The following is a 26,869-nucleotide window of genomic DNA, read 5'->3' as shown; positions in this document are numbered from 1 at the left end:
CTACAGTTTCCGGCATGGTGGTATTCGTGATGCATCATTAAGCTGATGTTTGTCGTCTTGCCCCATTCAGCCCGAAAGGCGATAGAATTATGGATCCTTGCTTCTAAAACAGGAATCAGCGATCGCTTATGTGGTGCTTGCACTGAATCGCCTTCGCGCCTTCGCCGTGTCTAAAGAAGCCATTAGTCCATAAGGAGATTAACGAACATGGAATATTTCTACGAAACGATGTATATTCTTCGTCCCGACCTGAACGAAGAAGCCGTTGATCAGGCGATCGAAAAGTATCAAACCATTCTGCGTGAAAATGGTGCGAACGTCCTAGAAACACAGCATCGCGGCAAGCGCCGTCTCGCATACGAAATTCAAAAGAACCGTGAAGGCATCTATATTCAAATCAACTATCAGAGTGATGGGAGCCAGGTTGCTTTACTAGAACGTGCCATGCGTTTGAGCGAGGAAGTGATCCGTTTTCTTACGATTAAGCAAGAAGTTCCAGAAGTTGAATCAGAAGCGGTAGAGGCATAGTTCTAGCCTCCCAAAATCGCTGTAAACTGCTTACACTGGAGAGGTTAGGGGAAATCCTCACCTTCATTGTCTTTAAACGTAATCAGTCTCTCAAATGCAGTAAGCCCATGAAGCTTTCCAAAAAGAATCTGGATCAGCGGCTGGACCACCTCTATGATGTCATTATCGTGGGCGGTGGTGCGGGCGGGCTGGCGGCGGCAATGTATTTGCAACGCTATCGGCTTTCTTGCTTAGTCATTGAGAAAGGTCGAGGGCGATCGTTCTGGATGCAGGACTTACGAAATTATCTGGGGCTTTCCCCTGATACGCCTGGGCGTACACTCTTGCAGCAGGGGCAGCAGCACGTACTCTCTTTAGGGGGTGACTACCTCGCTGGTTTTGTTGAAGCAGTACGCGATGAAGGTGAAACTTTTGCAGTCAAGGTAAAGGTCGGCAAGCAAGACAGCATCTACCCTGTGTTTCGCAGTAAGTATGTGGTGGCAGCAAGCGGCATTATCGATCAACTGCCCCACCTTGACGATATGCAAAACGTGTACGACTACGCAGGCTACAATCTGCACGTCTGCATGATTTGTGATGGCTATGAGATTGCCGACAAGCAGTGCGGACTGTTTGTTGGGTCTGAAGCAGCTATTAATACAGCGTTTGTGTTGAACTGGTTTACACCCTACATCACTGTCTTTACGCAAGGACTGTGTGAGGTGGGCGAAGCGATGCGTCAAAAATTGCAAGAGCATGGCTACCCATTAGTAGAGATACCGATCGCCAAGTTTCTCGGGCATAACCACGAAATGACAGGTGTTGCGCTTACTGATGGCTCAACGGTAGAGCTAGAAACAGGGCTTGTGGCTATGGGTTCGCACTACTTCAACGAGTATCTCAAAGAATTGGACTTGCAGTGGAAGGGTGAGAACTTAGTTACCGATACGATGTGTCGCACCTCTCATCCTCGCCTCTTTGCTGTTGGTGATTTAAAAGAAGGCATAAATCAGGTATCAATTGCAGTTGCAGATGGTACATTAGCTGCAACCGCAATTTGGCGGGAGATTCGCCGCACCTCTGCCCCGCGCCGTTGGGAATCTAACTTGAGCCAACCTGATGCTATTGAAACCGGAGTTCTAAAGCTGTGACCTATTCTGAGAGTCAAACACTACCCAATCTGCAAACTGAGGCAGCCCGCCTCCGCGAAGAGCTACAGATGCGCGATAACCTTGTGCAGCAGCTATCCCAGGAGCTTTTTCGCCTAGTCAAAGGCAACGCTAGCTTTATGCCTAGCCCTGAAGTGTCAGAGCGCCACTTATCCGAAGTGCGTGCCCTGCGCGAACAACTGCAAGGTGTAGAACAACAAGTAACGTTCTATCAGGAACAGATTGCCGATCGCGATGCAGAAGTCTATCAGTTACGGCAATCGGTGCAAGAACTGACCGATCGCTCCCGCATGTTGGAGCAGGTTGTCCAGGAACTGCCTAAAATTTATCGTCAAAAATTTGCCGAACGGATGGTGCCCATTCGCGAAAAAGTAACTCAAATTCAGCGCGAAAATCGTCAGCTTCATGCCGAGCTACAAAGCGTTAGCTACCGTCTGGCAGTAAGAACCCGTCGTCAAACTCATCTTGACCTACCTAGCTTTCCAAAAGGCATGGATGCTGCTTTTCCCAGCTTTGGGAATGCTTAAGGTTTAATGACTCAGGTGCTAATTGTTGTTGAGTCTGTCGGTTCAGCAGAGACTACAACGATAGTGTCTGCGTTGGAACGCGCCATAAGTGTTGGGTCTAGTACTAGTTTAGAGACAACAGATGTGAAGGTGATCTCAGCTTCTGATCTGTCTGTTGATGCTGGAATAGTGGGCGTTCATCTCCTTTGCCCACTGACACTTTCTGTACCAGAGAAGTTAGTGTTTCCAGCACAGACACTTTATGCAGCCTGCCGTGATGTAGCTGGCTTACGCAAACAGCTTGAGGCGTGGCAATACATTACGGGTGACGGTACATTCTGGCTACCCATCGTCCTTACGGCAAAAGGCGCGCTCTATGGCGAAGTGATCGGCAGCGCTCAGGGTGCAGACTTGGTAAACGCGGCATCAGCGTCAGGATACATACAACCTGTCCATCTCTCAGATTACCAACGGCAACCTCTTTATGCGCTCGGTCAGCGATTGTTGCGATCGCTTAATGCGTTGCCTGCCGTTTACCTGATGCAGTTTGGCTGGCAGGATGGCGCGGTGTGCTTCGATCGCCTATTTCCCTTTCCAGCAGCACCAGCGATTGCCAGCCTCAAGGTTCAAACCCCTGATTTGTTTGCGTGCCATTGGGCTTGCCTAACAGGTCAACCGCTTTTAGATTTAACGATCCGTTAAAGAAGTAGACATTGCAAATAGCGGCAGTAGAGAGTAACTACACATATTTTGAGCGCTATCTTGTACTCTAAGCGCCACCTTTTACTTTGCTTGTCACATTCACCATCTCTTGTCCCCTCCGTATTCCTTCCCGCCCGAAAACAGCGATGAGGTCGAAAGTTCAGTAATCTCCGTTGCCTTACCAGCGTTCATCCCAGCAAATGTTAGGGAACGATGAGTATAGTTAAAAGCCCTTCAGGTTTAGCGAGGGCTGTACGGTGACATACGGGGGATAGAGGTCGGAATGATACATCCTGACAATCGGTTGTTTTGTCGCCTTGATGGTGAAACTGTCTCAACACGAGAGCAGCGACGTATGTTGGCGATCGCAGCATTAAATCTCTTAGAAACCGTAACCCTCCCTGTCTTCGACGAAGCCACTCAGACAGCCGTCCACTCGCTCAATACGCCCATCTGCATCCTGAGCTTGATGGATCAGCAGCAGCAACATTTTAAGGCTTCTGTTGGCTTGTCTCGGCTAGGGCTAATGAATGACTTGGCAACCTCCCGCCAGTTTCCCCGTTCTGAGTCTTTCTGCGCTCATGTAGTTGATAGTCACCAGGTCTTAGCAATCGATGACACGTTTGCCCATCCCGCTTTTGCTCATAGCCTCCTAACGCAACAATATGGCGTACGAGCGTATCTAGGGGTACCGCTTATCACATCGGGTGGTGTATGCATTGGGACTCTTGCTGTAATGGACTTAAGACCCCACAGCTTTACTAATCAGGAAATCGAATTTTTAGTGCTGACTGCCCGCTGGAGCATCAGCGAATTTGAGCGCCAGCAAGCAGTGAGCCGAGCGGCAATGGCATTAGCGGTTGCCAAAAGCGATATTCGCAAGCAGGCAGCTAAAACGACTGTCACAACTACGACTGCTGCCAGTCCGTCGATCGCCAGTCAGCTTAAAGCAGAACTCCTGAGCCAACTGACGCAAGAACTCTGCACGCCACTGACATCAGTCATGGGCATGGCAAGCGTGCTAACTAGTGAAATTTATGGTCCCCTCACAAGCAAACAAAAAGAGTATTTAGGCATCATTCACCATAGTGGACAATACCTACTGTCGCTAGTCAATGAGATTTTAGAATTGTCAAATTCTAGAGATAGCAATCAGCTACAGCTTGCCTCTGTAGATATTGAAATGCTCTGTCAGCAGGCAATCAACACACTAGAACAGGCAGCGCGTCGCCGCGAACAGCAGATTCGTCTCTCAGTTGAACCTGGTCGTCGCATTTGGATGTTGGACAAAGATAAAGTCCGTCAGATGCTTTACCATCTGATCTTTAGCGTGATTCAAGCCTCCAGTACTAGCAGCAATATTCGTATCCATGTGTCCTACCGGAGTGGCAATCTTACTATTTCTGTATGGGTGTCCCATCCTTGGTTAGGAGAAGGTCTGCCGTACAGCGAGGTGAATGGTGCCTCGCTACCCTTGCCTCTGTCGATCGCTAGCAGCACTACTGTAGAATCACCAGAAATTCACCGTGCGTCTCGTCTAGTAGAAAAAGAAGCTGCTATCAGTGAGGTATCGATCATGAAGACAGCAGAGCCTGTTACTCGGTTGCACGATGCCCAGGAAGAAGTGTTAGTAGCCAATCCCCATCGAAACCTCGGCTTGCTGCTCAGTCGTCAAATCGCTGAAATGCACAATGGACAAATTACTATTCAAAGCTCTCCTGAATCAGGCTACCGTTATGTGATCAGCCTGCCACAAAAAGCTGAAGCTAGCGAACCTCGTTAGGGGCAACCAATGTACCACCGCCTTTCCTAATGGAAAGCGTTACAACAACTTAGGGTGAGGCTTCGACGTAAGCAGTTCTCGTCAAGAGCCACTGTCGAGATGCTTAACCAAGAGATGCTTAACTAAACAATGCAGGATAAAGGGAATGCGAATCTAAACTGGATTAGCAATGGCAAAGGCTGCTTAGGCTTAAAGCCTTCATTCTTATAGAATTCAGTATGTTACTAACCGTTTTATCACTGGCATCTACCCTTCAAAACGCTTGACAGAACACTAAGGTGTCGCTGTAGTAAAACTTGCGTCAGAGGTTTCAGCGCTCTCGTTTCGCTGAGCTAATGCGCCACATTGCTTCTAGTATGGCAATCTGTCGCTTTAGCAAACGCGATCGCCGATAAGCACGATACTTCTTATAGCCAAAGGATGTAAGCACAAGACTGAGAGCAAACGCGATGACGAGAAAGCCGATTAGAGGAGCATTGGGTACAGGCTGGGGTGACACGGCTACTACTGGAAGCGCTGAATTCTGCGAGGCTTGAAAAGAGGGGTACGACATAAAAAGTTTGATGGGGGCAAGCAGAGCGATCACAACAGAAAGAAATCCGTCTCTCAATTCTCCACACCCAGTAGCAGTCATTCCGCAGTTTTTTCATCCTGCCTGGAAAATTGCACTGCCCCTCAAAATTTACAGAAGGTTGACAAGTACAAGCGAATTTAGTACATTTGAACCACTCGCTTCATTACTTCTTCACACACAAAAGCCCCCAGCGACCTCCGGGGGCTTCTTTCTTGTTTTTGGCGATCGTTGCTGTCAACCGACAGTAGCTACAACCTTCGCATACTCTGCTATAGCCGTTATGTTTTGGGCAGAGCCATTACCCTCGGTACAAGTCAATTTTGTTAGCCGTAAGTAAGGAGACAATTGCACTGATCTCACTTTGCCAGTTTGTCTACTTTACTAGCCAACTCAATGTCTTTGCTTGTAATTCCACCAGCATCATGAGTAGTCAGGTCAATCGTGACGCGGTTGTAGACGTTAAACCATTCTGGATGATGCCCAGCAGCTTCTGCAACTAACGCAACGCTTGACATAAAGCCAAACGCTTCAACAAAGGACGCAAATTGAAACTGACGATGAAGCTTACCATCCTTAATACTCCAGTCGCTAATTTGGCTCAACGCCACATTTAGTTCTTCTTTAGATAATGGGGCAGGAGTAGCCATAGCGTCATGTGTAGGCGTTGTTGGAACAGTTGATTGATTTGCGATCGCAGCAGCGGTTGGGCAAACCATTAACGCAATCGCCGCTACCAACCCTAGAGCGAGGTTAATAAGCCTGGGTCGGCTTTGTTGCCGCATTTGGTGAAAAGAGTGGCAAATCGACATTGCTTTCATTCGTGCTGAGGTCGATAAGCGCTGAACATCTGGGCACCAAGTCGAGAGACGGCGGCAATGTTGCTCTAGGCTTATCAGGTTAACCAGCCTTACAAGCCTAGTTGCCAAAAACCGTAGTAGACACAGTTGGTTTACAAAAGGGTTTTAACGTTGTCCAGACTTTCGATTCAGGCAAATCGTTGTCCGCATCAAAATGGCAGAGACTAGAAAGCCACTGCTTTACTCCATCTTAATGAAGAGCCTAGCTCATAGCTCCATGCCGTTGAAGCAATTGAGAAACGGGCAATTAATTGACTTTGACGTTTTCGATCGCTACATCTACCGACGTTTGAAGTGACAGAAACTGCTCTAAACGTACAAGCTTTACCGTCTGAGTAACACGAGGATTGGTAACAATCTGCAATGTTCCCTCGGTCGTTTGAGCTTTTTTGGCAAGCTGCACTAAGGCACCTAAACCAGAGCTATCAACGAAATCGATGGTTGATAGATCCAAAATGATGTGTTTTGGTCCTTCCTCAATACATTTGGTAAGCACCTTACGAAAGGTAGGCTCTGAGAAAGCATCCAAAAGACCGGTGAGGCGAAATAACTGGTAGTTATTGTCCCTAACTTCGCGCGTGCCTCTTAAGCTGACTGTCAGGGTTAGTGGTTCCGGAATAAAGCCCTCCTAGCTGTTTAGTCCTTGATTCGACGTTTAAGTATACATCCTGGCTAGCAAGTTTGCTACTGCGGATATGGCGCTTAAATGCCAATATTTTAGCGAATAGTGGCAGATCAGAGACACAAAAGCCTGGATTAACGAAGAAAAGCTGGTGAAAGTCAGCAGGCACACCACTCAGATTCAAGGCTGACAGTAAAAATGGAGCGGCAACGGGCAAAGCTAACTACACGGCTACGAACTACACAGCTACGATCGACGGCAGGGAGGTTTGCTCACTGCTGTTATGTTGCTTTTATTGGTACTTGAGCACGCATTGTTTGCACAAAGCGATCGAACAGGTAGTCAGCATCATGAGGTCCAGGGCTGGCTTCGGGGTGGTACTGCACCGAGAATAAGGGAAGCGATTTGTGGCGTAATCCAGCTACTGTCTGATCGTTCAGATTCAGGTGCGTAATTTCGACATCGGCAGCAGTTAAAGACTCGGCGGCGATCGCAAAGCCGTGGTTCTGGCTAGTAATCTCCACTTGTTGATTCAGTCCACAGGGTTGATTCAACCCCCGATGACCAAACTTGAGCTTAAACGTCTCTGCCCCAAGCGAAAGCCCCAAAATTTGATGTCCCATACAAATGCCAAAAATGGGCTTTTGGCTGGTTAGCAGTGCTTTGGTCGTCGCAATGCCTTCGCTTACAGCCGCAGGGTCGCCCGGTCCGTTAGAAAGAAAGATGCCATCTGGGTTGTACTTGAGGATTTCCTCTGGTGGAGTGTTTGCTGGCACGACAATTACACGGCAACCATAGCTGGCAAGACGGCGCAGAATATTACGCTTAATGCCGAAGTCGATCGCAACGACGGTAAGTGGTGCCGCATCGGTAGACTCGGTAATCGGTCCAAACTCCCAAATTGCATCTGTGCTGTCTGACCACTCATAACTAGCTTTAGTACTGACCTCGCGCACAAGGTTTAGCCCTGCCATGCTAGGTGCATCTTGCACATACGCCAGCAGTTCTGCGGGATCTAGCATTTCCGTCGAGATTGCCCCATTCATTGCTCCAGCAGAACGAAGCTTACGGGTCAGGGCACGGGTATCAATGCCGTAAATTGCCAGAATGTTGTGCTGCTTCAAATAATCAGGCAGGGATTGAGTTGATCGCCAGTTGCTAGGCTTAAAACAAACGTTACGGGCGATCGTTCCTCGCACTTGAGGGTGAGCTGATTCTTCATCGTCAGGATTCACACCTGTATTACCCAGTTCGGGATACGTAAAGGTCACAATCTGACCACAATAGCTTGGGTCGGTCAACACTTCTTGATAGCCCGTCATACCCGTATTAAACACAACCTCGCCGATCGCGGTGCCAGTTGCCCCAAACGACAACCCCTGATAAGACGTACCATCCGCCAAGACCAGCAACGCAGGCTGAGTGGGAGAAACCATAATCACTTTTGCAATCGGATACTGATCGTTTATTATGCCATGCTCAATCAGCGCCAGGAGTTCAGCACAAACAGACGGCAGTTGATCTCAGTTAGTGAGGAGGTGAAAGAGTTAAGGGTGATGGCGTAGGACGGCACAACGAATCCAATTTTTCTTTGTTATTTTCGTAGAGTGAGTTAGTTCAGCAGCCTTAGTGCGGAACCCTATGGTAAAAGCGTGAATTTATTTCCAGCAAGTGGGCGATCGCGCTTTTAGCTTTGTACCGTGCTTGCACTCGTATATTTTTCATGAGTTTTCTTAGCCCATGCTCTTTGTGAGTTTTCTTAGCCCATGCTAAAGTTCTCTTGCTCTAATGCCATGCTGCTCATGCTAACGAGCGTGGTTGTGCTGGGTAGCACAGCCTGTAGCCGCACTACAACAATCAAAGCGGCTACTGAGAGCACAGAGGTTGCTGCTGTCGCTTCCCCAGTTCCGGCTGCTAGCCCAGTAAAACCTTCACCAACCACACAGCCACCCGCAGCTACGTCCAGGGCTGATGCTTACAAGCTTGCTTTGGAAAAAGCTGATAGTGCTGGCAACATTGCTATTTCAGCGCAGTCCCAGGATGACTGGAATCTGGTTGTGAGTCGCTGGCAGCAAGCTATTCAACTCATGCGATCGATACCACGCTCTAGCCCCTATCGATCAACCGCTCAAACAAAGCTCACGCAGTATCAGCGGAACCTTGCTGCCGCTAAAAAACAGGCAGCCCGTGCTGGAGTGGGTGAAATTGTGGCTGACACTGGTGTGTTACCGATGGTACCCCGTAGTTACAGCACGTTTGACAACAAGCCAGCAGCAGTCATTACAAATCCCCCTCCCAGTGCTAGTGGTGTCTACGTAGCTAGAATCAAGCGTCGCGCTGGTGGCACACCAATTATTGATGTCACCTTCAATGGCAACCGCACCTTTGAAATGATTGTTGATACAGGAGCCAGTGGCACTGTCATTACCCGTGAAATGGCGTCCGCTTTGGGTCTCGGCATTGTTGGCAAAGCAAAGGTAAATACTGCTAGTGAGAGAGGTGTAGAAGTTCCCCTAGCGTACCTCGACTCGATCGCAGTCGGTCGTGCCGTGGTTAAAGGCGTTGTTGTAGCGATCGGCAACTCAGCACTTGATATAGGTTTGCTGGGGCATGACTTTTTTGCTGATTATGATGTCACCGTCAAACGAAATGTAGTTGAATTTAGGCAACGGTAAAGGTTTAGATCGAGGGAATGCAACACCCCTACTAATTCTAAGAAGGCTTCCCTAGTGAATAGTAAGCAGTGATTGAGGCACACAGCCGTTAACCGCTTTGAAGAAACTCTACCAGTTGCTCTAGTTTGCTCCAGGCAGCGCCACTACTTAGAATGTCTCTGGCAATAGCAAGACCATCCGCATAAGCGGTAGCAGTCTCCGGCAACGCCTCACCAACCTGGAGTGCGAAGGCAGCATTAAGTGCCACTACATCTTGCTGCGCTTGCGTTCCCTTACCTTGCAGCACTGCACGTAAAATCTCAGCATTCTGCTGTACGTTACCGCCCGCAATCGCGCTCAGTGGAGCAGGCTCAATACCCAGTGCAACAGGATTTACGCTGGTTAAACTTACAGTCTGATTGGACAACACCGCCAGATCAGTCAAGTTTCCTAGCCCAGCCTCATCCAATTTTTCACGACCATGCAGCACGATCGCACGACGTACACCCAACTGCTGTAATGCGTCCGCCACGGTTTTAAGCAAGCTAGCGTCATAAACCCCCAACACCTGCCCTGTTGGACTCATAGGATTAACCAACGGTCCCAGCAGGTTGAAAACTGTCCGCACTTTCAACGATCGACGCATGGGAGCCACAGCCTTTAATGCAGGATGCCAACCCGGTGCAAAGAGAAAAGTAATGCCAACTGCATGGATAGCGGCTTGAATTTTTTCTAATGGCGCTGCTAAGTTAACGCCTAGGGCTTCAAGGACATCTGCAGAACCAACGAGACTAGAAGCAGAACGATTCCCATGTTTGGCAACTAGAACTCCAGCCGCTGCTGCTACAAGAGCAACTGCCGTCGAGATATTGAACGTGCCTGCTCCATCACCACCAGTGCCGCAGGTATCGATGACGGGCGTTGATACCGTCTTATAGGATGCAGAAAGCTGAGACGCTTGCCCTTGCAGCACCCGCGCCATGCCAACTAACTCGTCTGCGGACACTCCCTTAAACTGAATTGCCATCAGGATTGCACCTGCCAAAATAGGCGGGACGGCTTCACTTAACCAGCCTTGCATCAGAAGTGATGCCTGTTCTGTTGATAGCGATTGGCGATCGAGCAACTGCTGAAGCAAGTCAGACCACTCACCGAAATCTTTAAGCAAGGCAACTGGTGTATTCAAATTCAGGTCAGTACTTTGTGCCACAAAAAACCACAGAACGCTAAGTCACTAGACAGCATCGTACTAAAAATCTGCTCAGTCACAAAATCAATCTTTGGTTTAGAAAAAGTATGGCAGCATCAATTTGAAGAGGCTTAGCAATGTAGAGGTGTGTTTAGTAGTCAGCAGACAACAGCAGAAACCCCTCTAGAGAGCGCTTTCAAACTGAGATGAAATAGAACACTTAACTGCAAGATGTAGCCATAGAGAAGAAAGCTGCTGTGTAACCTTGCAAGCAATCACTACCAGTAAAAATTAGTATCAACGCAATAGCTCACTTAAAAGACCGACTCTTGCCGACTACCGAATCGTCACAAAAAAGGAACATCGCGTGATGTCCCTTTTGCTTTTTGAGCGGTTAGATTTTATTAGCCGTGATTCAGAATCGTCGTTCTTCTAAACGTTGTCGAGAGTGCGCTTAACACCATCTTTCAGATCTTCTTTGGCGTTACGGGCTTGGGCTTCCCCTTGTTTTGCTTTGCCTTCAGCTTGGGCTTGAGGATCACCTGTCACATCGCCAACAGCATCTTGAACTTTGCCTTCAACGTTTTTAGCGGCAGCCTTAGCTTTTTCATCTAAACCCATGTTCGTACTCCGTTTCTAAAAGTTATGAAGTTTGGATAGGACGTACAGCGTATTTCCTATTCATGCTCTGATAGTACGGAATGCGTAAGGCTGAGTCCTCCCTCAGAGGTTGTATTCTAGACAACAATTTCTATCATTTTACTATGCTGAAAGAGCGAGATTAAATAACGTTAGCACTGTGCTGCTTACCATCTCGTTCAACAGTGCTTAAGTTTAGGAGAAAGAAAGTTTGGAGGGCTTTGTCCATACGCAAGAAATTTTATCTTCACCCCATAGCCACGATTATGCTAGTGATCTCATTGTGCTGCTGACGTACAGCCCTTGGCTAGAATCTTGCCATGCCTAGAGTTAAGAGGACTCTTTCTCGGGAGCGCAGACAGCTTTGATACAGCAATTAGACATATTGCCGCGTTGGTGCCAGCTGTGGCAGGAAGTAGGAGCAAGATCTATACCTGAACCACTCTTTGAGCAGATTGTAGCTGCCTATTGCGAACCGCATCGGGCGTACCATACGCTGGCACATCTTGAGGACTGCTTTGCAAAATGGGAAGCCGTGCGATCGCTGGCTCATCAACCCAATGCTATAGAACTGGCACTCTACTTTCATGATGTCATTTACGATCCGCGTGCCTCTGATAACGAGGAGCGTAGTGCGGCGCTGGCAGTGCAATGGTTGCAGTGTGGACAGGTATCCCAGTCGTTAGTAGAAGCAGTGAGTCAGCTTATTTTGGCAACAAAGCACGACACGACACCGAAGGACGAGGATGCAGTGCTGTTAGTCGACATTGATCTAGCCATTCTGGGTAGTCCAATCGCTGAGTTCGATCGCTACGAAGACAACATTCGCTATGAGTACAATTGGGTGCCAGAGGCACTATATCGGGCAAAGCGAGCCGATATTCTAGAGCAGTTTCTTGATCGATCGCGCCTGTTTCAGACAGACTTTTTTCATCATCAGTATGAGCAGCAAGCGCGGTCTAACCTCCGTCGATTAATCGAAACGCTTAATCCTTAAACAGGATCAGGGTTGTCCTCGTTTGAATCAAAGATGAATCAAAGAGCTAATGACGATCGCGGAGTGGGAAAGCTCATGCCGCGCGTACTTGTACGTAGGCTGGTGTAACGCTCGGCTCCGATGTAACGCTTGGCTCAACGACATTAGCCTTGCTTTCGTTTGCCGCTAAAAAGGTGCTGAGATGATTGATAACGTGGTTGCTCTCCTCTAGCGCCCGCGTTGCTTGACCGGAGAATGCCTCACGAGCAGCTTCAAACTCAGCAATTAAAGCGGCGCGATCGCCCTGAGCCAACAGTTTAGAAAGTCGATCGTACACATTTACTAACCGCTCTATGGCTTCGCAACGCTCCTCTGATGCCAATAGAATGTCGATATAGAGTGCTGCGTCTTGTGCCAGGAGGCGGCTCACTGTATTAATTTCGAGGCGGTAAAGCGGGCTGGCGAATGTCAGGCTACGCTCAATGTCAATGCCTTCTTCTGCTAGAAACGTTCCCAGTGTGAAATTAGAAAAGAAGCGAATTGCCTGCACTGCTACCATCATGCGATCGTGTTCTTCTGGCGTAGAGTGAATTAGGTTGCCACCATCTGCCTCAATCAAATGCAGCAACCACTGGTAGGCGGCAGGCTTGCGCCCTGGGCAGACAACTACTTTTTGCCCCAAAAAGGATTTTCCGCCTGGACCAAACATGGGATGAAGACCAACAACAGGTCCCGGATGACTGTCCAGCATCGTTTGCACCGCCGCACTTTTGGTACTGGCGATGTCTGCCAGCGTAGTAGTGGGGGAAAGGTAAGGAGCAACCTTCCGAATCACAGCGAGAGTTGCTTTCAGCGGCACACACAGCAACACCAGATCGGCAGTGCCCAGTAAAGTTTCAGCCTGCCCCCAGCCGTCATATTCCAGCACTCTCACATCATGCCCGGCATTAGACAGGCGATCGACAAAAAAGCGTCCCATTAAGCCATGACCACCCACGATCGTAATCTTACGTGGTTCAACGATCGCGCTAAGTGACGTTTTTTTGGCTAACGTTGCCATGCAGCCAGTGATGACGCTGCTCCAGAGATGCTCTGGAATACCAGCCACTGCCAGTTGAGCTTGGTAGCGGGTGAGTTGCTCTTGCATAGAGGGCGTTTCTAGCGCTGCTAAGAGAGCGAGCCGTTCGCCTAGCAGTGTAATTAATGTCTGGTCAAGCTGTTGAAGTTTTTCAGGTGTGGGCATGATGACTACCAATAAAAAGGGGATCGTTCCTGAAGGCACCAGCAATGAATGCTCTTAGGTTCAAGCGTTGTTGCGTTAGAGATTGCCTCGGAGTGCTTGTTCGCGCTCTAGTGCCACAAACAGAGATTTAAAGTTTCCGGCTCCAAAGCCTCGTGAGCCGTGACGCTCAATAACTTCAAAAAATAGGGTGGGTCGATCGCCCATTGGCTTTGTAAACAGTTGCAGGAGATAACCGTCTTCATCGCGGTCAACGAGAATCCCTAACGCTGCTAACTGCTCAACGGGAATTTCAAGCTCCTTCACCCAAGCTTCTAACCCGTCATAATACGTTTTGGGAATCGGCAGAAATTCAACGCCAGCCTGTTTTAAATAAATGACAGTTTGGACAATATCATCGGTTGCCAAACCAAGATGCTGAATTCCCGGCCCATAATGGAAATCTAAATATTCTTGAATCTGCGATTTACGCCGACCAGGTGCTGGCTCATTGATATTAATAATAGTTTTGCTACCGTTTTCTAGCACTTTTGACATCAAGGCTGAATATTCAGTAGAGATCGCCTGATCATCAAAATGCATTCGCACATCGAAGCCCATTGTCTTCACAAAAAAGTTGACCCATTGATCCATTGCGCCGTATTCAACATTTCCAACAATATGATCAATGCGTTTTAACCCAGCGGCATTGCTAGGTGTATTGGCGCGTGCAGCAAAGCCAGGTGCAAAGTTATCGCCGTAATTGCTGCGATCAACAAATTTAACTAGCACATCACCAAACGAACGAATAGCGGCATAGCGTAAAACACCATGCTCATCTTCATGATCTGTTGGTGGAATCGCACCGATCGCACCACAAGCAATTGCTTGCTGATAGGCAGTAGCGACATCTGAAACTTGCAAAGCAATGATAGCGATGGTGTCTCCATGCTTCAAAACGCTTTGCGCTATGGGATACTCTGGGCTTAATGCTGAACTCAAAACAAAGCGAATCTCTCCCTGCTCTAAGACATAAGAGGTTACTTTGCGATCGCCCGTTTCTAACCCTCGGTAGGCAGTTGTTGTAAAGCCAAAGCACTGAGCGTAAACGATCGCCGCTTGCTTGGCATTACCAACATAAAACTCCAGATGGTCAACACCTTTGATTGAATAGATATCACTCATCCTATTGCCTCTAGTACTAATAATGGAACGAATAAACCAAGCCTTAAGGCACGCAACGAGTTCTTAGCTAGATTTAGCTCACTCTATTTAAGGCAGGGAAAGAAAAACAAGTAGAACCACTTAGTCTTCATCAAAAAGCAGGAGTTTGTGAAGATTCATCTGGTCAGTGCTGGAAGCCCTTAGAGGCTCACCCAGCTACAGGTGTAGGACGAGATTTCCTTAATTTAGGACGTCTTTCTCCGAGAATTCACAGAAAGTTTAAATCCATCTTTCTCCTTATTTTTACTGGCAAGCCCGTGAAAACATTGCGAAACCAGGCATCGCCATTGTTTTCTATGCCGTAAGTCCTGGCATGACATCAGTAGTATGTGTTTTCCCAGTGAACTTTTTGAACAGACGCTAGTTACAGCAGATAAAGCCGTGTTAGCTTCCAGATGAATTGGGCTTGGTGTTCCTCAAGGCGATCGATTCAGAGGAGCAAGTAACGGCAGTTTTTTAGTTAAGCAAGTGTCAATACAGAACGTTAGTCACTGCAAAACGTTAACTGCTAACTGCTCTTTCTGGCGGCGATCAAATTCATTTGATTACCTAACTTAGAGATTCAAACGGCTACAGATTTCTTCAGCTTTGAACCTGTATAGATAAAAGCCGTATGAACTCTTAAGCATTTTGAGCGCTGGCTCTATCTAGCAACACCAACTGCTTTCTCTTTTCACAATCGTTGGTAACTTGCTGTTGCTCTTGACTATGCAGGCAAGTTACTCATGACAGCAAACTTAAATCAATCTGCTCTCTAAACGTAGGAGTTCTACCGTGGTTGCCATTAATCAAGACGTGCTTTCCTCTACTGAAGATGCAACTAGCAGCGCTAAAGCAACGGCAGAAAGAGCAGATTTAACGACAGCAAATCGACAAACCCCATTGCTAGAGAACGCGGGCTTAGGGTCAACGGCTAATTTAGAACTATCTACTTTTGCATTGCCAAGTGATTTTCTGAAGACGCCTGCTACTATCTACCAGCCCAAATATTGTGCGCTCACCCTGCCAGATTGCCTGGTAGAGACGTTACAGGCGCAAGCACAGCAGGACGGTGTTGATGAACGATCGCTTTTGTTAGCAGCTTTTAACGCTCTGCTATATCGCTACACTCAGCAAGAAACCATTGACTTAGCGCTAACCATTTCAACCGATGCAAACAGTGGCACTCGCAAAACAGAAACCTGCACTCAGATTCACAGCGAATTAAAGGTTCATGCCTTAATTAAACAAATCTCCACCGCACTGAGTGCTGTTCAAGCAATGGCACTGCCAGTGGTTCCAGCTCAGTTAGAGAAGCCATCCAACGATCGCTCCTCATTACCAGTCGCTGTTACGTTTATAGAAGATTTTTTACGCATTGGCGGTAAAGAACAATGGCTGGCAGACTTTCCATTGCAAGCATCCGTAGCCTCTGATGGTCCTGATTTACATCTAATCTTGCTCCAGCGAAAAGGAAGCGTTACAGGAGTTTGGCAGTACAACGCTAGCCTCTTTCACGCAGAGACCATTCAGCGGTTATCGGGTCATTTACAAGTGCTGCTCCAAAGCATCGTCAACGATCAGGACTGCACGATCGCGGAACTGCCATTGTTGACCCAGGTAGAAATACAACAACTGTTGGTGGAATGGCAAAGCGCCACCATTTCGTATCCTCAAACTCTAATCCATCAACTGATTGAGGCTCATGCTATTCAGCAACCAGAGGCGATCGCGCTCACATTCAATAACCAGCAACTTACCTACGTAGAGCTAAACCAACGCGCTAACCAGGTCGCTCATTACCTGGTTCAAGCTGGTGTCAGTGCTGACGTACGAGTGGCAGTTTGTGTAGAACCATCGTTGGAAATTGTAGTAACGTTGCTGGGTATTTTCAAAGCTGGTGGTGTTTATCTACCGCTTGATCCAACCCATCCCATTGAGCGTCTGACCACTATTCTGGAAGAGACTCAACCCAAGGTCTTGCTAACGCAGTCCCATCTTTTGCCGCGCTTACCAGCGATCACAGACCACATTCTTTGCCTTGACCAAGAATGGACGTTGCTACACCAATTCCCCACGCACAACCCCGAAATTGAGGTTCGCCTTGAGCAAACGTCTCATTTGGTTTACACCTCCGGTACAACGGGTAAGCCAAAGGGCGTCATAACAAGCCACGGCAACTTGGTGCAGTACATTTTGTCGGCACAGGAGCGCTTTGGTTTTGACTGCCACGATGTTATGCCAGCGATCGCGCGCTTCACCTTTAGCATCACCATGTTTGAGCTACTGTCACCGTTAGTGGCAGGTGGCAAGCTTGTGATCTTGGAACGAGAGCATATCTTAGATTTCCAGCGCATGGTGCAAACGCTGCAACAGGCAACTGTCATTCACACATCACCCAGTTTGTTGCAAAAGCTTCTGACCTACGTCCAGGACAACAACCTGGATCTTCAATCATTCCAGCAGCTCAAACACGTTTCTACAGGCGGTGACATGGTGCCTACCGCGTTACTTGAAACGATGAAGCGTATCTTTCAGTCAGCAGAAGTCTATGTCATCTATGGCTGTAGTGAGGTGAGCTGTATGGGTTGCAGCTACCCGGTAGTCAATGATCAACCGGTAAAAAGTCGAGTTGGCAAACCCTTTACAAATGTTTCTGTTCGCCTCTATGATTCGCACCTAAATCTCGTGCCGATCGGTATTCCCGGTGAAATTTATATTGGTGGAGCTGGCGTTACGCAGGGATATTTGCAGCGGGAAGCGCTCACGCAGGAAAAATTTGTCACGATCGATGGCTGCCGCTTTTACCGCACTGGAGATATTGGACGGTTTGACATGGATGGCAATCTAGAAATGCTGGGGCGGGCTGATTTTCAGATCAAATTGCGCGGCATTCGGATTGAGCTAGGCGAGATCGAAGCAACACTGCGTCAGGCGCCCGGTGTACGTGAAGGCGTTGTCATGGCACGGGAACTGGGCGCGCGTGCAATGGAACAGGGTGAAAAGAGCTTGGTCGCTTACGTAGTGCTTGATCAAGCTCAGAAACCGCCGATCGAGAATATTCGCAGCCTACTGCAAGAAAAACTACCAGATTACATGGTGCCATCTGCCTTTGTAGTGCTAGATGCGATGCCAGTCAACATCAATCAAAAAGTCGATCGGCGTGCTTTACCACTGCCAACGCCTGAAAACATTGCAGGTTACAAAGCATTCGTTGCTCCGCGAGACGAGTGGGAGCAGCAATTGACAACTATTTGGGAAACGGTGCTGGGCGTCAGCCCGATCGGCATCCATGACAATTTCTTTGAAGTAGGAGGACATTCCCTACTAGCTGCCTCTCTGATGATTCAAATCGAGGCAGTGTTCGGTCAAACGCTCCCCCTGAGCACCCTACTGACCGAGCCAACGATCGCCCAACTAGCGGCTTTACTCAGTCAACCAGGGCAATTGGATAGACCCAACTCGGTTGTCTTACTTAGAAAAGGTGGAAGCAAACCCCCAGTGTTCTTCATCCATGATGGCGAGGGCGAAACCTTGCTCTACCGCAATCTGGCGTACTGCTTGAAGCCAGAGCATCCCGTTTATGGCATCCAACCCTACAGCCAAGAGCATCATCCCATTTTGCACACTCGCGTTGTAGAGATGGCAGCTTACTACATCGAACAAATCCGCACAGTTCAACCAGAAGGACCCTACCTACTAGGTGGTTTATGCGTCGGTGGCTTCTTAGCCTTTGAAATGGCTCGACAACTGCAAAATCAGGGTCAAACCATTGCAATGGTAGCGCTGCTTGACACGGCAGATGTAGAAGCAACGATGCGGAGTGGTTTGATTGCCAATCAACGTTTAAGCAGCTTTTCGCAATCCTTAAACCAAGGACAACCACTGAACCCGCAGCAGCTACTCCGTATTCTGGGCAAAGCTAGTCAGAAGATTTACAACGTGATCACCTATGAAGTCCGATCAAAACTTCAGAAGGTTCAAAATCAAACCAAGATCAAGCTGTTCAGGTATTGTCTGGATCGGAATCTACCCATCCCGTCCTTCCTGCATAACCTCTCCGTTCGGATTGTCTTAAAGTTTGCTGAAAGAGAATATATTCCTCAGGCTCCCTATCAAGGAGAAGTGTTTCTTACCTTAGCGACGCAGAAAAGCAGTAGCTTTGACGGCACTCTCATTGACGATACCCCCTATGCAGATATGTACAGTGATCCGCTGTTGGGATGGGGCAATCGTTCAACTGAGGGGGTGAAGGTTTACCATAGCCCCGGTGGTCATTCCAGTATGTTGCAAGAACCTAATGTCCAGGTCATGGCTGAAAACATGCAGTCTTACATTGATGCGGCACTTGCAAAGATAGCCAAAACTCAACCGTTGCCGAGTATTGCACAACAGCCAGAAAAGACCCTTGCTTCATAGAGCCTTTCCCCAGCCAAGCCCAGATCAGTTAACTAAAACTGAGTGAACGGTTCAGTCATGACCCACTAAATTTCTACTCTATAGATATGACCCATCCAAACACTAATTCAGGTTCTTTACTGGTTGTCATCGTTAACTACCGCACCGCCCGTCTAACCATCGACTGCTTGCGCTCGCTTGAAAGTGAAGTGCGATCGCGTCCAGACACCTCTGTTGTTGTGGTGGATAATGCCTCTGGAGATCACTCCGCAGAATTAATTGATGCAGCTATTGAAACCAATGGTTGGGGAAAATGGGCTTCAGTCTTGCCCTCAGACCATAATGGTGGTTTCGCCTATGGCAATAATCTGGCAATTCGCCCAACACTTCAGGCTCCTAACCCACCCTCCTATTACCTACTACTCAATTCAGACACGCAGGCGCGTCCTGGTGTATTTAAGGCTCTCACAAGCTTTATGGAGCAACATCCAGAGGTTGGCATTGTCGGCAGCAAGCTTGAAAATCCAGATGGGACGAACTGGTCTACAGCCTTTCGCTTTCCCTCTCTGTTGAGTGAGCTAGAGAGTGGTATGCGCTTAGGAATTGTGTCAAAGCTCTTAGCTAAGTGGGTTGTGTCCCAAACAATGACCAACGAGCCACAGCAGGTAGATTGGTTGCCTGGGGCAAGTATGATGATCCGGCGGGAGGTATTTGAGTCGGCAGGTTTGATGGATGAAGGATATTTCCTCTATTACGAAGAGACAGATTTTTGCCTCCAGGCTAAACGGAAAGGTTGGTCTTGCTGGTATGTCCCTGAAGGCAGCGTTATGCATATTGCAGGAGCCAGTACTGGGGTAACAACCAGAGATGACACTCCTAAGCGATTGCCACAGTATCTCTTTGATTCTCGCCGACGCTATTTCGTGAAGAATCACGGTTTTCTATACGCCGCCTTGGCCGATCTTTCCTGGTCATTAAGTTTGGCTTTATGGAGAGTGAGACGAGCCGTTCAGCGCAAACCAGATGCGGATCCCCCCTACCTTCTATTCGATGCCCTGCGGAACAGTGTCTTACTGAAGTTGGGGAGTAAGGGGTTGTAAAGAAACAACTTCCCTGGTTGCTTTAAAAACAACTGGCGGTCCTTAAAGCATCCTCTTAAGCAGAAAAGCTAACAGAAGCAACGTATGCTTTGCCCTTGACTCGGTTTAACGCTTAAGCGAGAAGTATTAGGTTAATCGAAAAGTAGTAGGGTAGAACGCAGTGTGCAGTATCGTTTTTCAGGTTTCAGTCGCCGACTATTACATTCTTTGAAGTTTTAGAGTCTTTTGCCAGAGAGGCTTCCAGCGGTGATGTAAACTGGGCGTTGACTCTGAAAGCCTTCAGCGGATGAATCTACCGCCAGTTTGGCTGACCGATACTGCAAAGTGTCAAGCATTCATTTGGAGCGATTCATAATATGTCTCATACGGTCAAAATCTATGACACTTGCATTGGCTGCACCCAATGCGTCCGCGCTTGCCCGACCGACGTTCTGGAGATGGTTCCCTGGGACGGCTGCAAGGCAGGTCAAATTGCTTCGTCGCCAAGAACTGAAGATTGTGTAGGCTGCAAGCGTTGCGAAACTGCTTGCCCTACTGATTTCTTAAGTATTCGGGTTTACCTGGGTGCTGAAACAACCCGTAGCATGGGTCTGGCTTATTAGAAACGTCGTTATTACGTTTGTTTAATCCATGTAAGTTCAAAGTCAAAAGGGGAGCGATCGCTCCCCTTTTTTTGTTGCTTTTAGAAATTTCTTTTTCTTGCAAAGTGCAAACGCAACCAGTAATCAAGCACCTGCATTAAGAACTAGCATTACCCAATAAACCATCCGACTCTACTGCTGCCCGCTCTTTAGCTAGGCGGCGCTTGCGCGCATAGAGTTGAATGGCGATCGCAAAGCTGATTACCATCGCTACAATGCCCCATACGGTTAGGTCAGTGGGCAAATTGTTTTTGAACACTGCCAGCATGACGACAACGATAAAAAACACCGTCGGAAATTCATTGAACCAGCGGAAATGTTGCCCGGTCATCTTGCATTCATCTGCTGCTAACTGCTTCATCAGTCGCTTGCAGTAGTGGTGATAGCCAATTAACAGCACCACGCAGGCAAGCTTTGCGTGCATCCAGGGCTGCTTAAGCACATCGGGTTCGGTTGTAACTAGCCCGATCGCCATTGCCACAGTTAACAGCATTGCGGGTGTCATGATAACGCTGTAGAGGCGTTTCTCCATGATCTGATACTGGCTTTTCAAAATGCTACGAGCGGGTTCTGGCTGTTCGTTTGCTTCAGCATGGTAGACAAACAAACGGGGCAGGTAAAACATCCCCGCAAACCAACACACAATGCCAACAAGATGAAACGCCTTAAACCAGTAATACGCCATGAATCAGCCCTCTTAATTTCTTGCTTTCAACTTCTGCTTTGAGCTTTTTAATAAAGTCTTCGATCGCAAATTTGCAAACTTAAAGCTGCAAGCTCAAACTTACGATCACAAATTTGCTATTACTACACAGCATGGTTAAACAGAGCATCTAAATAAACCCGTGCGGCGCGGCGATCGCACTCTCCATTTTGCAACAAAAAGAGGGACAATGCAGCCGCAAAGACGCGATCTTGATCCCAATCAGGATGTGTTTCGAGGTAGAGAGTTAGTGCGTTGTGAAGTTCTTCAGGGATTTCAGCCAGAATGCTAACAGTTGTATGCATAAGAACCTCAGGAGATGCGGGAGCAAGTTGGCAGTGAAGCGATCAAAAAATGGTTCAACTTTGCACCCTGATAAAAAGTAAGCCGCCAAGAATTGGGTGCTACAGCATTAAAACTGAGGCACCAACAGCAGCAACCGCTCGATTCTCCCAGTCAAAGTCTTGTCGATTTGGGTTTCAGAGCGCCTGTGCAGGTGAGTGATTCATTGTGCCTAGAGGCAGGCTGCCTTGTCAATGCTGCCCGGCTCCCTTTGCAAAGGCAGAAAAGGAATGCTCATGCCAACAACAAACTTTAGACGTGATCCCCGCAACATTGCTTCATCCTCAAGAACATTTTCTTCGTTCTACAGAAGGCACTCCTTGAGGCGAACTTCAAGACGTTAAAGTCTGATTCTGTCGCTACTGGCTGTGGAAAACGAGCGCCTACCTGTGGAAAAACCACCCAAATCTGTGGAAAGCCTGTGGAATCAATGGGGAAAACTCCGCCCAAAGATAAGAATTGCAAAAAGTAGTTAAGTCGGAACTTTTTGAGTTTTTTAGTAAGGAGAGAAGAAGACGTTCCGCTGTATTACTCTCACTCGCTTCTACTTTTTGCTTTCCCTGACTCCCGTCCTTCTCCCCCGCTGTGCTAAGTTTGAACGGATTCGGAGTACGATTCTACAAAGCTTGATTACCATCTGAGGTTTTCTTAGCCAGTGCTCCAGGTTCCTTAGCCCTTAGCTTTGCGATATGAATTGGTGGCAACGCCTTAAGAAGAATCCTCTGGCTCGGTTGGGTGCGATTTTGCTGCTTGTCTTTTATGTGTCCGCAATTGCAGCCGAATTCATTGCTCCCTACAGCCCCTGCGATAGTGCATCCATACAACTACGTGCGTGCACTCCTCAAAAAGATGGCGCACTGTTGCCGCCGACCCAGATTTATTGGCGGGATCAGTCTGGTGCGTTTGTTGGTCCTCATGTTTATCCAACCACTCAAGGTCCAGTGGATCTGAAAACAGGCGATCGACAGCTTTTGGTCGATCGTAGCCAACCATCACCGCTGCGGCTGTTTGTAGCAGGAGACCCCTATCGCCTGTTTCAGCTCAAGCTACCGCTGCCCACGCGCTTTTCTCTCACAGACCCTAAGTTTGATGAGGTAGAACTGCTTCCAGGCATTCCAGGCAATTGGCATTTGTTTGGTACGGCTGGACCAGGCAAGTTTAATTTGCTGGGCACGGACGAAGGGGCACGGGACCAGTTCAGTCGGTTGCTTTACGGCGCACGCATCAGCCTCAGCATCGGGCTAGTGGGCATCATTATTGCCTTTCCGCTGGGGATGCTAGTGGGCGGCATTTCTGGCTACTTTGGCGGTTGGGTTGATAGCGGCTTAATGCGCTTAGTTGAAGTGCTGATGACGATTCCCAGCATTTATTTGCTGGTCGCTTTAGCGGCTGTGTTGCCGCCAGGACTTAGTAGCGCTCAACGCTTTTTGTTAATTATTTTGATTACGTCGTTCATCCGGTGGGCTGGCTTGGCGCGGGTGATTCGAGGACAAGTGCTGTCGATCAAGGAGCGCGAGTTTGTGCAGGCAGCGCGGGCAATGGGTGGACGATCACTCTACATCATTGTCCGTCATGTGTTGCCCCAAACAGCTAGCTATATTGTCATTGCAGCAACGCTTTCCATTCCAGACTTCATCGTAGCGGAGTCGATTCTGAGCCTGATTGGGTTGGGTATTCAACAGCCCGATCCATCCTGGGGCAATATGCTTTCACTGGCGACGAATGCCTCCATTTTGGTGCTGCAACCCTGGCTGATTTGGCCCCCGACGTTGCTGATCATCCTGACAGTGCTGGCATTTAACCTGTTGGGCGATGGGCTACGCGATGCCCTCGATCCACGGAGTGTGTCGCGCTAAGACTTCGGGGCATGGCTCACGACAGGATGCTGCCCGTAAAAGGGGAGTACCTCTGACCAATGGGGTTTTAGCCCCTGTTGTCGATCATGCTGTGCCAGTGCTAGAACGCTAGAGACAGACGTGCCCAAGCCGCCCGTTGCTTGAATGAGCTGGTATGGACTTGTCCAGGCTGCAAGGGTTTGTTGCCAGTGTTCTAAACTCATCACGGCATCTGGAAGGAGGGTGTGCAGTCCGTCAGGGGACGACTGGTAGATAGCGCCGAACACTTCACCCCGTTGTGCCAGCATTTGCACGGCAATGTTAGTGTGTTGTAGGCTCTCTACCTGGATGGCTTGAGCATGTGCCACTGCTGCTAGCGTCGAAACAGCAAACAAGGGAAGTTCTAGCTGCTGCGCTAGAGTACGTGCAGTGACAACACCCAACCGTGTGCCAGTAAAACCGCCAGGTCCCTGAGCAACCGCCACAAATGCTAGATCTGCCCAAGCTTGAGGTTGCAAAAAGGCAGCAAGGTGTACGTGTAGATGGGTAGACAGGTCGCGTCCGAGATCCCAGACTTGCGATCGCGCATCACCCACAAAATTGTCGATCGCCAACCCTAACTCTGGGCTGGCTGTATGAATTGCTAAACCGTACTGTGCGGAGTCAAATTTCAAGGCTAGAAGCGTGATGGGATGATTTTAGGCGTTATGAAGCTGACAGTTTTCAGCTTTCGGCTGTCAGCTTTCAGTAATGAGTCCAGGGCTGGCGGTTAATGGCTGCTGACCGCTCTCCAAGTCCTACGGTTCAAGCATTGGCGACAATTGTCGATCGAGAATAGCCTGCCGAAAGCCCAACACCACGAGAATATTCGACAGTGTAAGAAACGATTCTGCACCACCATGGAGCCAATCGACATCTGCTAAATTGGCACCGTAAGCCGTTTTAGCGTAAAGCCCTGCTGGAATGGTAATGGCTACAAACACTAGCAGCGCGTAGAAGCCAATCAAGGCTAGCCGAGGCGTTTGACCAGAGCGCGTGAGAAACCAGAGAAAGCCAAGATAGGGGAAGAGCGAAACCGCAAACAGCGTTTCTTTAGCGATCGGAAAGACAGAGGGCAGCAGCAGTAATATTGGCAATGGCAGTATAGCGTTGAGAGACGACGGTTTAGCTGCTGAACGCTGTGCTTCTGCCGATCGCCAGATCCACCAAGCCGCTACCATTTGCGTACAGTTGCCTACTACTGTCATCGAGGCTTGCAGCATCACCAACCAGTCTAGCGAGGCAGGATTGTCAAAAAAGTGCCAGGTACAGGCGCACATCGCGCTGACGAGAGCAGGCAGCATGGCGATCGATAAACCATACCAGGCAGGATTCCGGCTGACTTGACCATACGTCCAGATGAGCCAGAGGGCAGCAATCCATTCAATGACGCTAGAGATATGAATGATCCAGGTAGGAATAGAAAGAGCGTGCATGGGGGGATGAAAAGTAGTTTTGGCAAGCAGCCGTCAGCAATCAGCCATCAAGGCTACACATCTGGCAGTTCATAACACAAGAAAGAGCTCAGCCTGAATGCTACAGCTAAAGCCTTTTACGGCACCGGTATATTCTGCTCTAGTGCTGACGGCTGATTGCTGATCGCTAATAGCTGCCTAACACCGTTTAAGCCCCGATCGCAGACAGAATATCGCTAGCGTGGCTCTCGGTTTGGATGGAGGTATAAACCTGAGCAATTTTGCCATCGCCGCCGATGATGTAAGTCACACGCTGAGAGTAAAGCGTCCCGTTGCGATCGCCCAATACATCGTACGCTCTCGTGATAGCCCCATCCACATCTGCCAACAGCGGAAACGGCAGGTTAAACTTTTCGGTAAATTGCTGATGCGAGGCTGAATCATCCATGCTGACCCCAAAGACAGTAATACCCTGGCTCAGGTATTGCTGGTAGTTATCTCGAAAGCTACAGGCTTCTTTCGTACAGCCGGGCGTGTCGTCTTTGGGATAGAAGTACAAGACAATAGTTTTGCCTGCATATTCAGACAGAGTGACAGTTTTGCCAATGGTATCTTTGACGGTGAAATTTGGAGCGGTATCACCCACAGATAAAGGCATACGATTACATTCCTTGCTGATACAGGATCATTTTGGATTGTAGTACCGATCGTGCTGCTTTGGTGCGTACCAGGTGGCATATAACGTTCTAAAACAAAATCACCACAGCTTGCGAAAAATTCTGTAGCATAAGATACGGATTCAATTTTCTGCGCCTTGATTCCGCCGCAAAGGGGTTGTTTAGCGCTAGCACTGATAGTGGTTGAAGCAATATGGCTACTGCGATCGTGTTTTTTGGCACTAGCAATGTCTGAGTGCCTCTGAATTCAGCCTCCTCACTCTGGCGCAGATGCCAACGAAGAACCATGAGACTTGAAACGGAATTTCGACTTTGCTTACAGCGACAAGGGCTAGAGCGGCTATGGCGAGATGCCATCGATCGCTCTGCTCTACCGTCTGCGGCGCTTGTTAATCAACCCGCGATCGCAGCCTCAGTATGGGTGAAGCTCTTGCAACCGCCTAGCGCCTACAGCTCAGATGAGGCTCTCTTGCTCTGCCAAACCGCTGACAACCAATGGCTTGCCTGGGTGCCTGACCACGGCGAAATCGTACTGGAGTCGGAACAATTTGAACCGCTTTTTGAGTAAGGGGTGAGAAGATGGAGTCTTGAGTTTCCTTCTGCCCTCTTAAGAACCACTCTTTAAATACTGCTGGACTTCTCGCAACACTTGCTTCGCGCCATCAAAGCTCAGCCGGGCGATCGCCTGCTCGTAATCAGCCCAGACGTATGCCTGAATCTCTTTTTCCTGGCAGTGGACAGTTGCCGACTGCACCCAGGCAAGAAAGTAGATCACCGTTTTCTCAAACTTCTGCTTGCCGCGTGTGAACGGATACTGCTCGGAGAACGATACGCCATCAATCAGGCTGTAGTCTGCAATACCCGTCTCTTCTAGAAATTCACGGCACGCTGCTTGCAAAGCCGATTCACCCGGATCGGCGTGCCCTTTGGGAAAGCCCCAATGTCCGGCGTGGTGCTGAATGAGGAGAAACTGATCGGTCGTATCGGTATGCAGAATTGGGACAATACCAAAGGCTTCGTCCTTCGCGATCGTAGAATCAGCCATGCGCTTTTTTGACACTGATAAAACAATAGTGGCGAGAAATTTAATCTATTTTGACGCAAAAAACTACATCTGTG

The 26,869-nt window shown here is 48.6% G+C and carries 26 protein-coding genes and 1 pseudogene; 12 read left to right on the top strand and 15 right to left on the bottom strand.

The window, feature by feature from the left end:
* Positions 1–207: 207 nt before the first annotated feature.
* The 5 genes from rpsF to H6F76_RS24745 all read left to right on the top strand — a co-directional run bounded on the left by rpsF (position 208) and on the right by H6F76_RS24745 (position 4,667).
* Positions 208–528: a 30S ribosomal protein S6 gene (rpsF, locus tag H6F76_RS24765; protein WP_190453579.1), complete on the top strand. Its 321-nt coding sequence runs from the start codon at positions 208–210 to the stop codon at positions 526–528.
* A gap of 107 nt (positions 529–635) precedes the next feature.
* Positions 636–1,658, top strand: coding sequence for an NAD(P)/FAD-dependent oxidoreductase (locus tag H6F76_RS24760; RefSeq protein WP_190512250.1), 1,023 nt, complete (start codon positions 636–638; stop codon positions 1,656–1,658).
* Positions 1,655–2,203 (top strand): Npun_F5560 family protein, encoded by a 549-nt coding sequence (locus H6F76_RS24755; protein WP_190453586.1) that lies wholly within the window; start codon positions 1,655–1,657, stop codon positions 2,201–2,203. Before H6F76_RS24760 ends, H6F76_RS24755 begins: the two co-directional genes overlap by 4 nt.
* Before the next feature lie 6 nt (positions 2,204–2,209).
* The gene (locus H6F76_RS24750) at positions 2,210–2,884 is read left to right on the top strand and encodes a hypothetical protein (protein ID WP_190512248.1); all 675 of its coding nucleotides are present in this window, start codon (positions 2,210–2,212) and stop codon (positions 2,882–2,884) included.
* A 283-nt stretch (positions 2,885–3,167) separates the two neighbouring features.
* The gene (locus H6F76_RS24745; protein ID WP_190512246.1) at positions 3,168–4,667 is read left to right on the top strand and encodes a GAF domain-containing sensor histidine kinase; all 1,500 of its coding nucleotides are present in this window, start codon (positions 3,168–3,170) and stop codon (positions 4,665–4,667) included.
* A 310-nt stretch (positions 4,668–4,977) separates the two neighbouring features.
* On the opposite strand, the gene H6F76_RS24740 is transcribed toward H6F76_RS24745, so the two are convergent.
* The 4 genes from H6F76_RS24740 to carA form a co-directional block, all read right to left on the bottom strand.
* On the bottom strand, positions 4,978–5,220 hold the full coding sequence (locus tag H6F76_RS24740) for a hypothetical protein (RefSeq protein ID WP_190512244.1): 243 nt from the start codon (positions 5,218–5,220) through the stop codon (positions 4,978–4,980).
* A 377-nt stretch (positions 5,221–5,597) separates the two neighbouring features.
* Entirely contained in the window at positions 5,598–6,059 is a 462-nt protein-coding gene (locus tag H6F76_RS30720) for a 4a-hydroxytetrahydrobiopterin dehydratase (RefSeq protein ID WP_242036831.1), read from the bottom strand.
* 286 nt (positions 6,060–6,345) lie between these two features.
* Positions 6,346–6,717, bottom strand: coding sequence for an anti-sigma factor antagonist (locus tag H6F76_RS24730; protein WP_190454381.1), 372 nt, complete (start codon positions 6,715–6,717; stop codon positions 6,346–6,348).
* A 284-nt stretch (positions 6,718–7,001) separates the two neighbouring features.
* Positions 7,002–8,156 (bottom strand): glutamine-hydrolyzing carbamoyl-phosphate synthase small subunit, encoded by a 1,155-nt coding sequence (carA, locus tag H6F76_RS24725; RefSeq protein ID WP_190512242.1) that lies wholly within the window; start codon positions 8,154–8,156, stop codon positions 7,002–7,004.
* Positions 8,157–8,486: 330 nt separating this feature from the next.
* Here carA and H6F76_RS24720 point away from each other — a divergent pair, with 330 nt between their 5' ends.
* Positions 8,487–9,395, top strand: coding sequence for a retropepsin-like aspartic protease (locus H6F76_RS24720; protein ID WP_190512233.1), 909 nt, complete (start codon positions 8,487–8,489; stop codon positions 9,393–9,395).
* An 88-nt stretch (positions 9,396–9,483) separates the two neighbouring features.
* Here H6F76_RS24720 and trpD read toward each other — a convergent pair whose 3' ends face one another.
* Entirely contained in the window at positions 9,484–10,560 is a 1,077-nt protein-coding gene (gene trpD / locus H6F76_RS24715) for an anthranilate phosphoribosyltransferase (protein ID WP_242036849.1), read from the bottom strand.
* A gap of 435 nt (positions 10,561–10,995) precedes the next feature.
* Positions 10,996–11,184, bottom strand: a complete 189-nt coding sequence (locus H6F76_RS24710) for a CsbD family protein (RefSeq protein ID WP_190453609.1) — start codon at positions 11,182–11,184, stop codon at positions 10,996–10,998.
* 382 nt (positions 11,185–11,566) lie between these two features.
* Here H6F76_RS24710 and H6F76_RS24705 point away from each other — a divergent pair, with 382 nt between their 5' ends.
* Entirely contained in the window at positions 11,567–12,199 is a 633-nt protein-coding gene (locus H6F76_RS24705; protein ID WP_190512230.1) for an N-methyl-D-aspartate receptor NMDAR2C subunit, read from the top strand.
* A gap of 73 nt (positions 12,200–12,272) precedes the next feature.
* Here the strand turns inward: H6F76_RS24705 and tyrA are convergent, their stop codons facing one another.
* Together tyrA and hppD are read right to left on the bottom strand one after the other, a co-directional pair.
* Complete coding sequence (tyrA, locus tag H6F76_RS24700; RefSeq protein WP_190512228.1) at positions 12,273–13,421, bottom strand: bifunctional chorismate mutase/prephenate dehydrogenase; 1,149 nt, start codon at positions 13,419–13,421, stop codon at positions 12,273–12,275.
* 75 nt (positions 13,422–13,496) lie between these two features.
* Complete coding sequence (gene hppD / locus H6F76_RS24695) at positions 13,497–14,582, bottom strand: 4-hydroxyphenylpyruvate dioxygenase (RefSeq protein ID WP_190453616.1); 1,086 nt, start codon at positions 14,580–14,582, stop codon at positions 13,497–13,499.
* Positions 14,583–15,395: 813 nt separating this feature from the next.
* On the opposite strand from hppD, the gene H6F76_RS24690 reads away from it, so the two are divergent.
* The 3 genes from H6F76_RS24690 to psaC all read left to right on the top strand — a co-directional run bounded on the left by H6F76_RS24690 (position 15,396) and on the right by psaC (position 20,700).
* Positions 15,396–19,019 (top strand): amino acid adenylation domain-containing protein, encoded by a 3,624-nt coding sequence (locus tag H6F76_RS24690; RefSeq protein ID WP_190512226.1) that lies wholly within the window; start codon positions 15,396–15,398, stop codon positions 19,017–19,019.
* 86 nt (positions 19,020–19,105) lie between these two features.
* The gene (locus H6F76_RS24685) at positions 19,106–20,098 is read left to right on the top strand and encodes a glycosyltransferase family 2 protein (RefSeq protein WP_190512208.1); all 993 of its coding nucleotides are present in this window, start codon (positions 19,106–19,108) and stop codon (positions 20,096–20,098) included.
* Positions 20,099–20,454: 356 nt separating this feature from the next.
* The gene (gene psaC / locus H6F76_RS24680) at positions 20,455–20,700 is read left to right on the top strand and encodes a photosystem I iron-sulfur center protein PsaC (protein ID WP_009556083.1); all 246 of its coding nucleotides are present in this window, start codon (positions 20,455–20,457) and stop codon (positions 20,698–20,700) included.
* A gap of 136 nt (positions 20,701–20,836) precedes the next feature.
* Here psaC and hemJ read toward each other — a convergent pair whose 3' ends face one another.
* A complete protein-coding gene (gene hemJ / locus H6F76_RS24675) occupies positions 20,837–21,424 on the bottom strand; it encodes a protoporphyrinogen oxidase HemJ (protein ID WP_190512207.1) in 588 nt (195 codons plus the stop codon).
* 122 nt (positions 21,425–21,546) lie between these two features.
* Positions 21,547–21,747, bottom strand: a complete 201-nt coding sequence (locus H6F76_RS24670) for a DUF2811 domain-containing protein (protein ID WP_190453629.1) — start codon at positions 21,745–21,747, stop codon at positions 21,547–21,549.
* Between the two features lie 726 nt (positions 21,748–22,473).
* On the opposite strand from H6F76_RS24670, the gene H6F76_RS24665 reads away from it, so the two are divergent.
* Positions 22,474–23,640 (top strand): ABC transporter permease, encoded by a 1,167-nt coding sequence (locus H6F76_RS24665; RefSeq protein WP_190453632.1) that lies wholly within the window; start codon positions 22,474–22,476, stop codon positions 23,638–23,640.
* Here H6F76_RS24665 and tsaB read toward each other — a convergent pair.
* The 4 genes and pseudogenes from tsaB to H6F76_RS24650 form a co-directional block, all read right to left on the bottom strand.
* Positions 23,637–24,293 carry a tRNA (adenosine(37)-N6)-threonylcarbamoyltransferase complex dimerization subunit type 1 TsaB gene (gene tsaB, locus H6F76_RS24660; protein WP_190512206.1) on the bottom strand — a complete coding sequence of 219 codons (657 nt, stop codon included), beginning with the start codon at positions 24,291–24,293 and terminating at the stop codon, positions 23,637–23,639. The two genes, H6F76_RS24665 and tsaB, sit on opposite strands and share 4 nt — an antisense overlap.
* Before the next feature lie 123 nt (positions 24,294–24,416).
* Positions 24,417–24,755 (bottom strand): DUF3593 domain-containing protein, encoded by a 339-nt coding sequence (locus tag H6F76_RS24655; RefSeq protein ID WP_347276117.1) that lies wholly within the window; start codon positions 24,753–24,755, stop codon positions 24,417–24,419.
* A 51-nt stretch (positions 24,756–24,806) separates the two neighbouring features.
* A pseudogene (locus H6F76_RS30715) lies at positions 24,807–25,094 on the bottom strand (DUF2499 domain-containing protein); the annotation flags it as partial.
* A 187-nt stretch (positions 25,095–25,281) separates the two neighbouring features.
* Positions 25,282–25,731, bottom strand: a complete 450-nt coding sequence (locus H6F76_RS24650; RefSeq protein ID WP_190453637.1) for a peroxiredoxin — start codon at positions 25,729–25,731, stop codon at positions 25,282–25,284.
* A gap of 305 nt (positions 25,732–26,036) precedes the next feature.
* Between H6F76_RS24650 and H6F76_RS24645 the strand changes: the two genes are divergently transcribed.
* Positions 26,037–26,318: a hypothetical protein gene (locus tag H6F76_RS24645; protein ID WP_190512364.1), complete on the top strand. Its 282-nt coding sequence runs from the start codon at positions 26,037–26,039 to the stop codon at positions 26,316–26,318.
* A 39-nt stretch (positions 26,319–26,357) separates the two neighbouring features.
* On the opposite strand, the gene H6F76_RS24640 is transcribed toward H6F76_RS24645, so the two are convergent.
* The gene (locus H6F76_RS24640) at positions 26,358–26,795 is read right to left on the bottom strand and encodes an NUDIX domain-containing protein (RefSeq protein WP_190512205.1); all 438 of its coding nucleotides are present in this window, start codon (positions 26,793–26,795) and stop codon (positions 26,358–26,360) included.
* Positions 26,796–26,869 lie beyond the last annotated feature (74 nt).

It is taken from the genome of Leptolyngbya sp. FACHB-321, from assembly GCF_014695975.1.
In the GTDB taxonomy this organism is placed as follows: Bacteria; Cyanobacteriota; Cyanobacteriia; order Leptolyngbyales; family Leptolyngbyaceae; genus Stenomitos.
Note: the sequence above shows the minus strand (reverse complement) of the source record. Positions and strands in the feature narration are given on the sequence as shown.

Excerpts from the sequence above, each read along its gene's own strand:
- rpsF (WP_190453579.1), top strand. The coding sequence starts at position 208 with ATGGAATATTTCTACGAAACGATGTATATTCTTCGTCCCGACCTGAAC.
- H6F76_RS24760 (WP_190512250.1), top strand. The coding sequence starts at position 636 with ATGAAGCTTTCCAAAAAGAATCTGGATCAGCGGCTGGACCACCTCTAT.
- H6F76_RS24750 (WP_190512248.1), top strand. The coding sequence starts at position 2,210 with ATGACTCAGGTGCTAATTGTTGTTGAGTCTGTCGGTTCAGCAGAGACT.
- H6F76_RS24745 (WP_190512246.1), top strand. The coding sequence starts at position 3,168 with ATGATACATCCTGACAATCGGTTGTTTTGTCGCCTTGATGGTGAAACT.
- H6F76_RS24740 (WP_190512244.1), bottom strand. The coding sequence starts at position 5,220 with ATGTCGTACCCCTCTTTTCAAGCCTCGCAGAATTCAGCGCTTCCAGTA.
- H6F76_RS30720 (WP_242036831.1), bottom strand. The coding sequence starts at position 6,059 with ATGAAAGCAATGTCGATTTGCCACTCTTTTCACCAAATGCGGCAACAA.
- carA (WP_190512242.1), bottom strand. The coding sequence starts at position 8,156 with ATGGTTTCTCCCACTCAGCCTGCGTTGCTGGTCTTGGCGGATGGTACG.
- H6F76_RS24720 (WP_190512233.1), top strand. The coding sequence starts at position 8,487 with ATGCTAAAGTTCTCTTGCTCTAATGCCATGCTGCTCATGCTAACGAGC.
- H6F76_RS24710 (WP_190453609.1), bottom strand. The coding sequence starts at position 11,184 with ATGGGTTTAGATGAAAAAGCTAAGGCTGCCGCTAAAAACGTTGAAGGC.
- tyrA (WP_190512228.1), bottom strand. The coding sequence starts at position 13,421 with ATGCCCACACCTGAAAAACTTCAACAGCTTGACCAGACATTAATTACA.
- hppD (WP_190453616.1), bottom strand. The coding sequence starts at position 14,582 with ATGAGTGATATCTATTCAATCAAAGGTGTTGACCATCTGGAGTTTTAT.
- H6F76_RS24685 (WP_190512208.1), top strand. The coding sequence starts at position 19,106 with ATGACCCATCCAAACACTAATTCAGGTTCTTTACTGGTTGTCATCGTT.
- psaC (WP_009556083.1), top strand. The coding sequence starts at position 20,455 with ATGTCTCATACGGTCAAAATCTATGACACTTGCATTGGCTGCACCCAA.
- hemJ (WP_190512207.1), bottom strand. The coding sequence starts at position 21,424 with ATGGCGTATTACTGGTTTAAGGCGTTTCATCTTGTTGGCATTGTGTGT.
- H6F76_RS24670 (WP_190453629.1), bottom strand. The coding sequence starts at position 21,747 with ATGCATACAACTGTTAGCATTCTGGCTGAAATCCCTGAAGAACTTCAC.
- H6F76_RS24665 (WP_190453632.1), top strand. The coding sequence starts at position 22,474 with ATGAATTGGTGGCAACGCCTTAAGAAGAATCCTCTGGCTCGGTTGGGT.
- H6F76_RS24650 (WP_190453637.1), bottom strand. The coding sequence starts at position 25,731 with ATGCCTTTATCTGTGGGTGATACCGCTCCAAATTTCACCGTCAAAGAT.
- H6F76_RS24645 (WP_190512364.1), top strand. The coding sequence starts at position 26,037 with ATGAGACTTGAAACGGAATTTCGACTTTGCTTACAGCGACAAGGGCTA.
- H6F76_RS24640 (WP_190512205.1), bottom strand. The coding sequence starts at position 26,795 with ATGGCTGATTCTACGATCGCGAAGGACGAAGCCTTTGGTATTGTCCCA.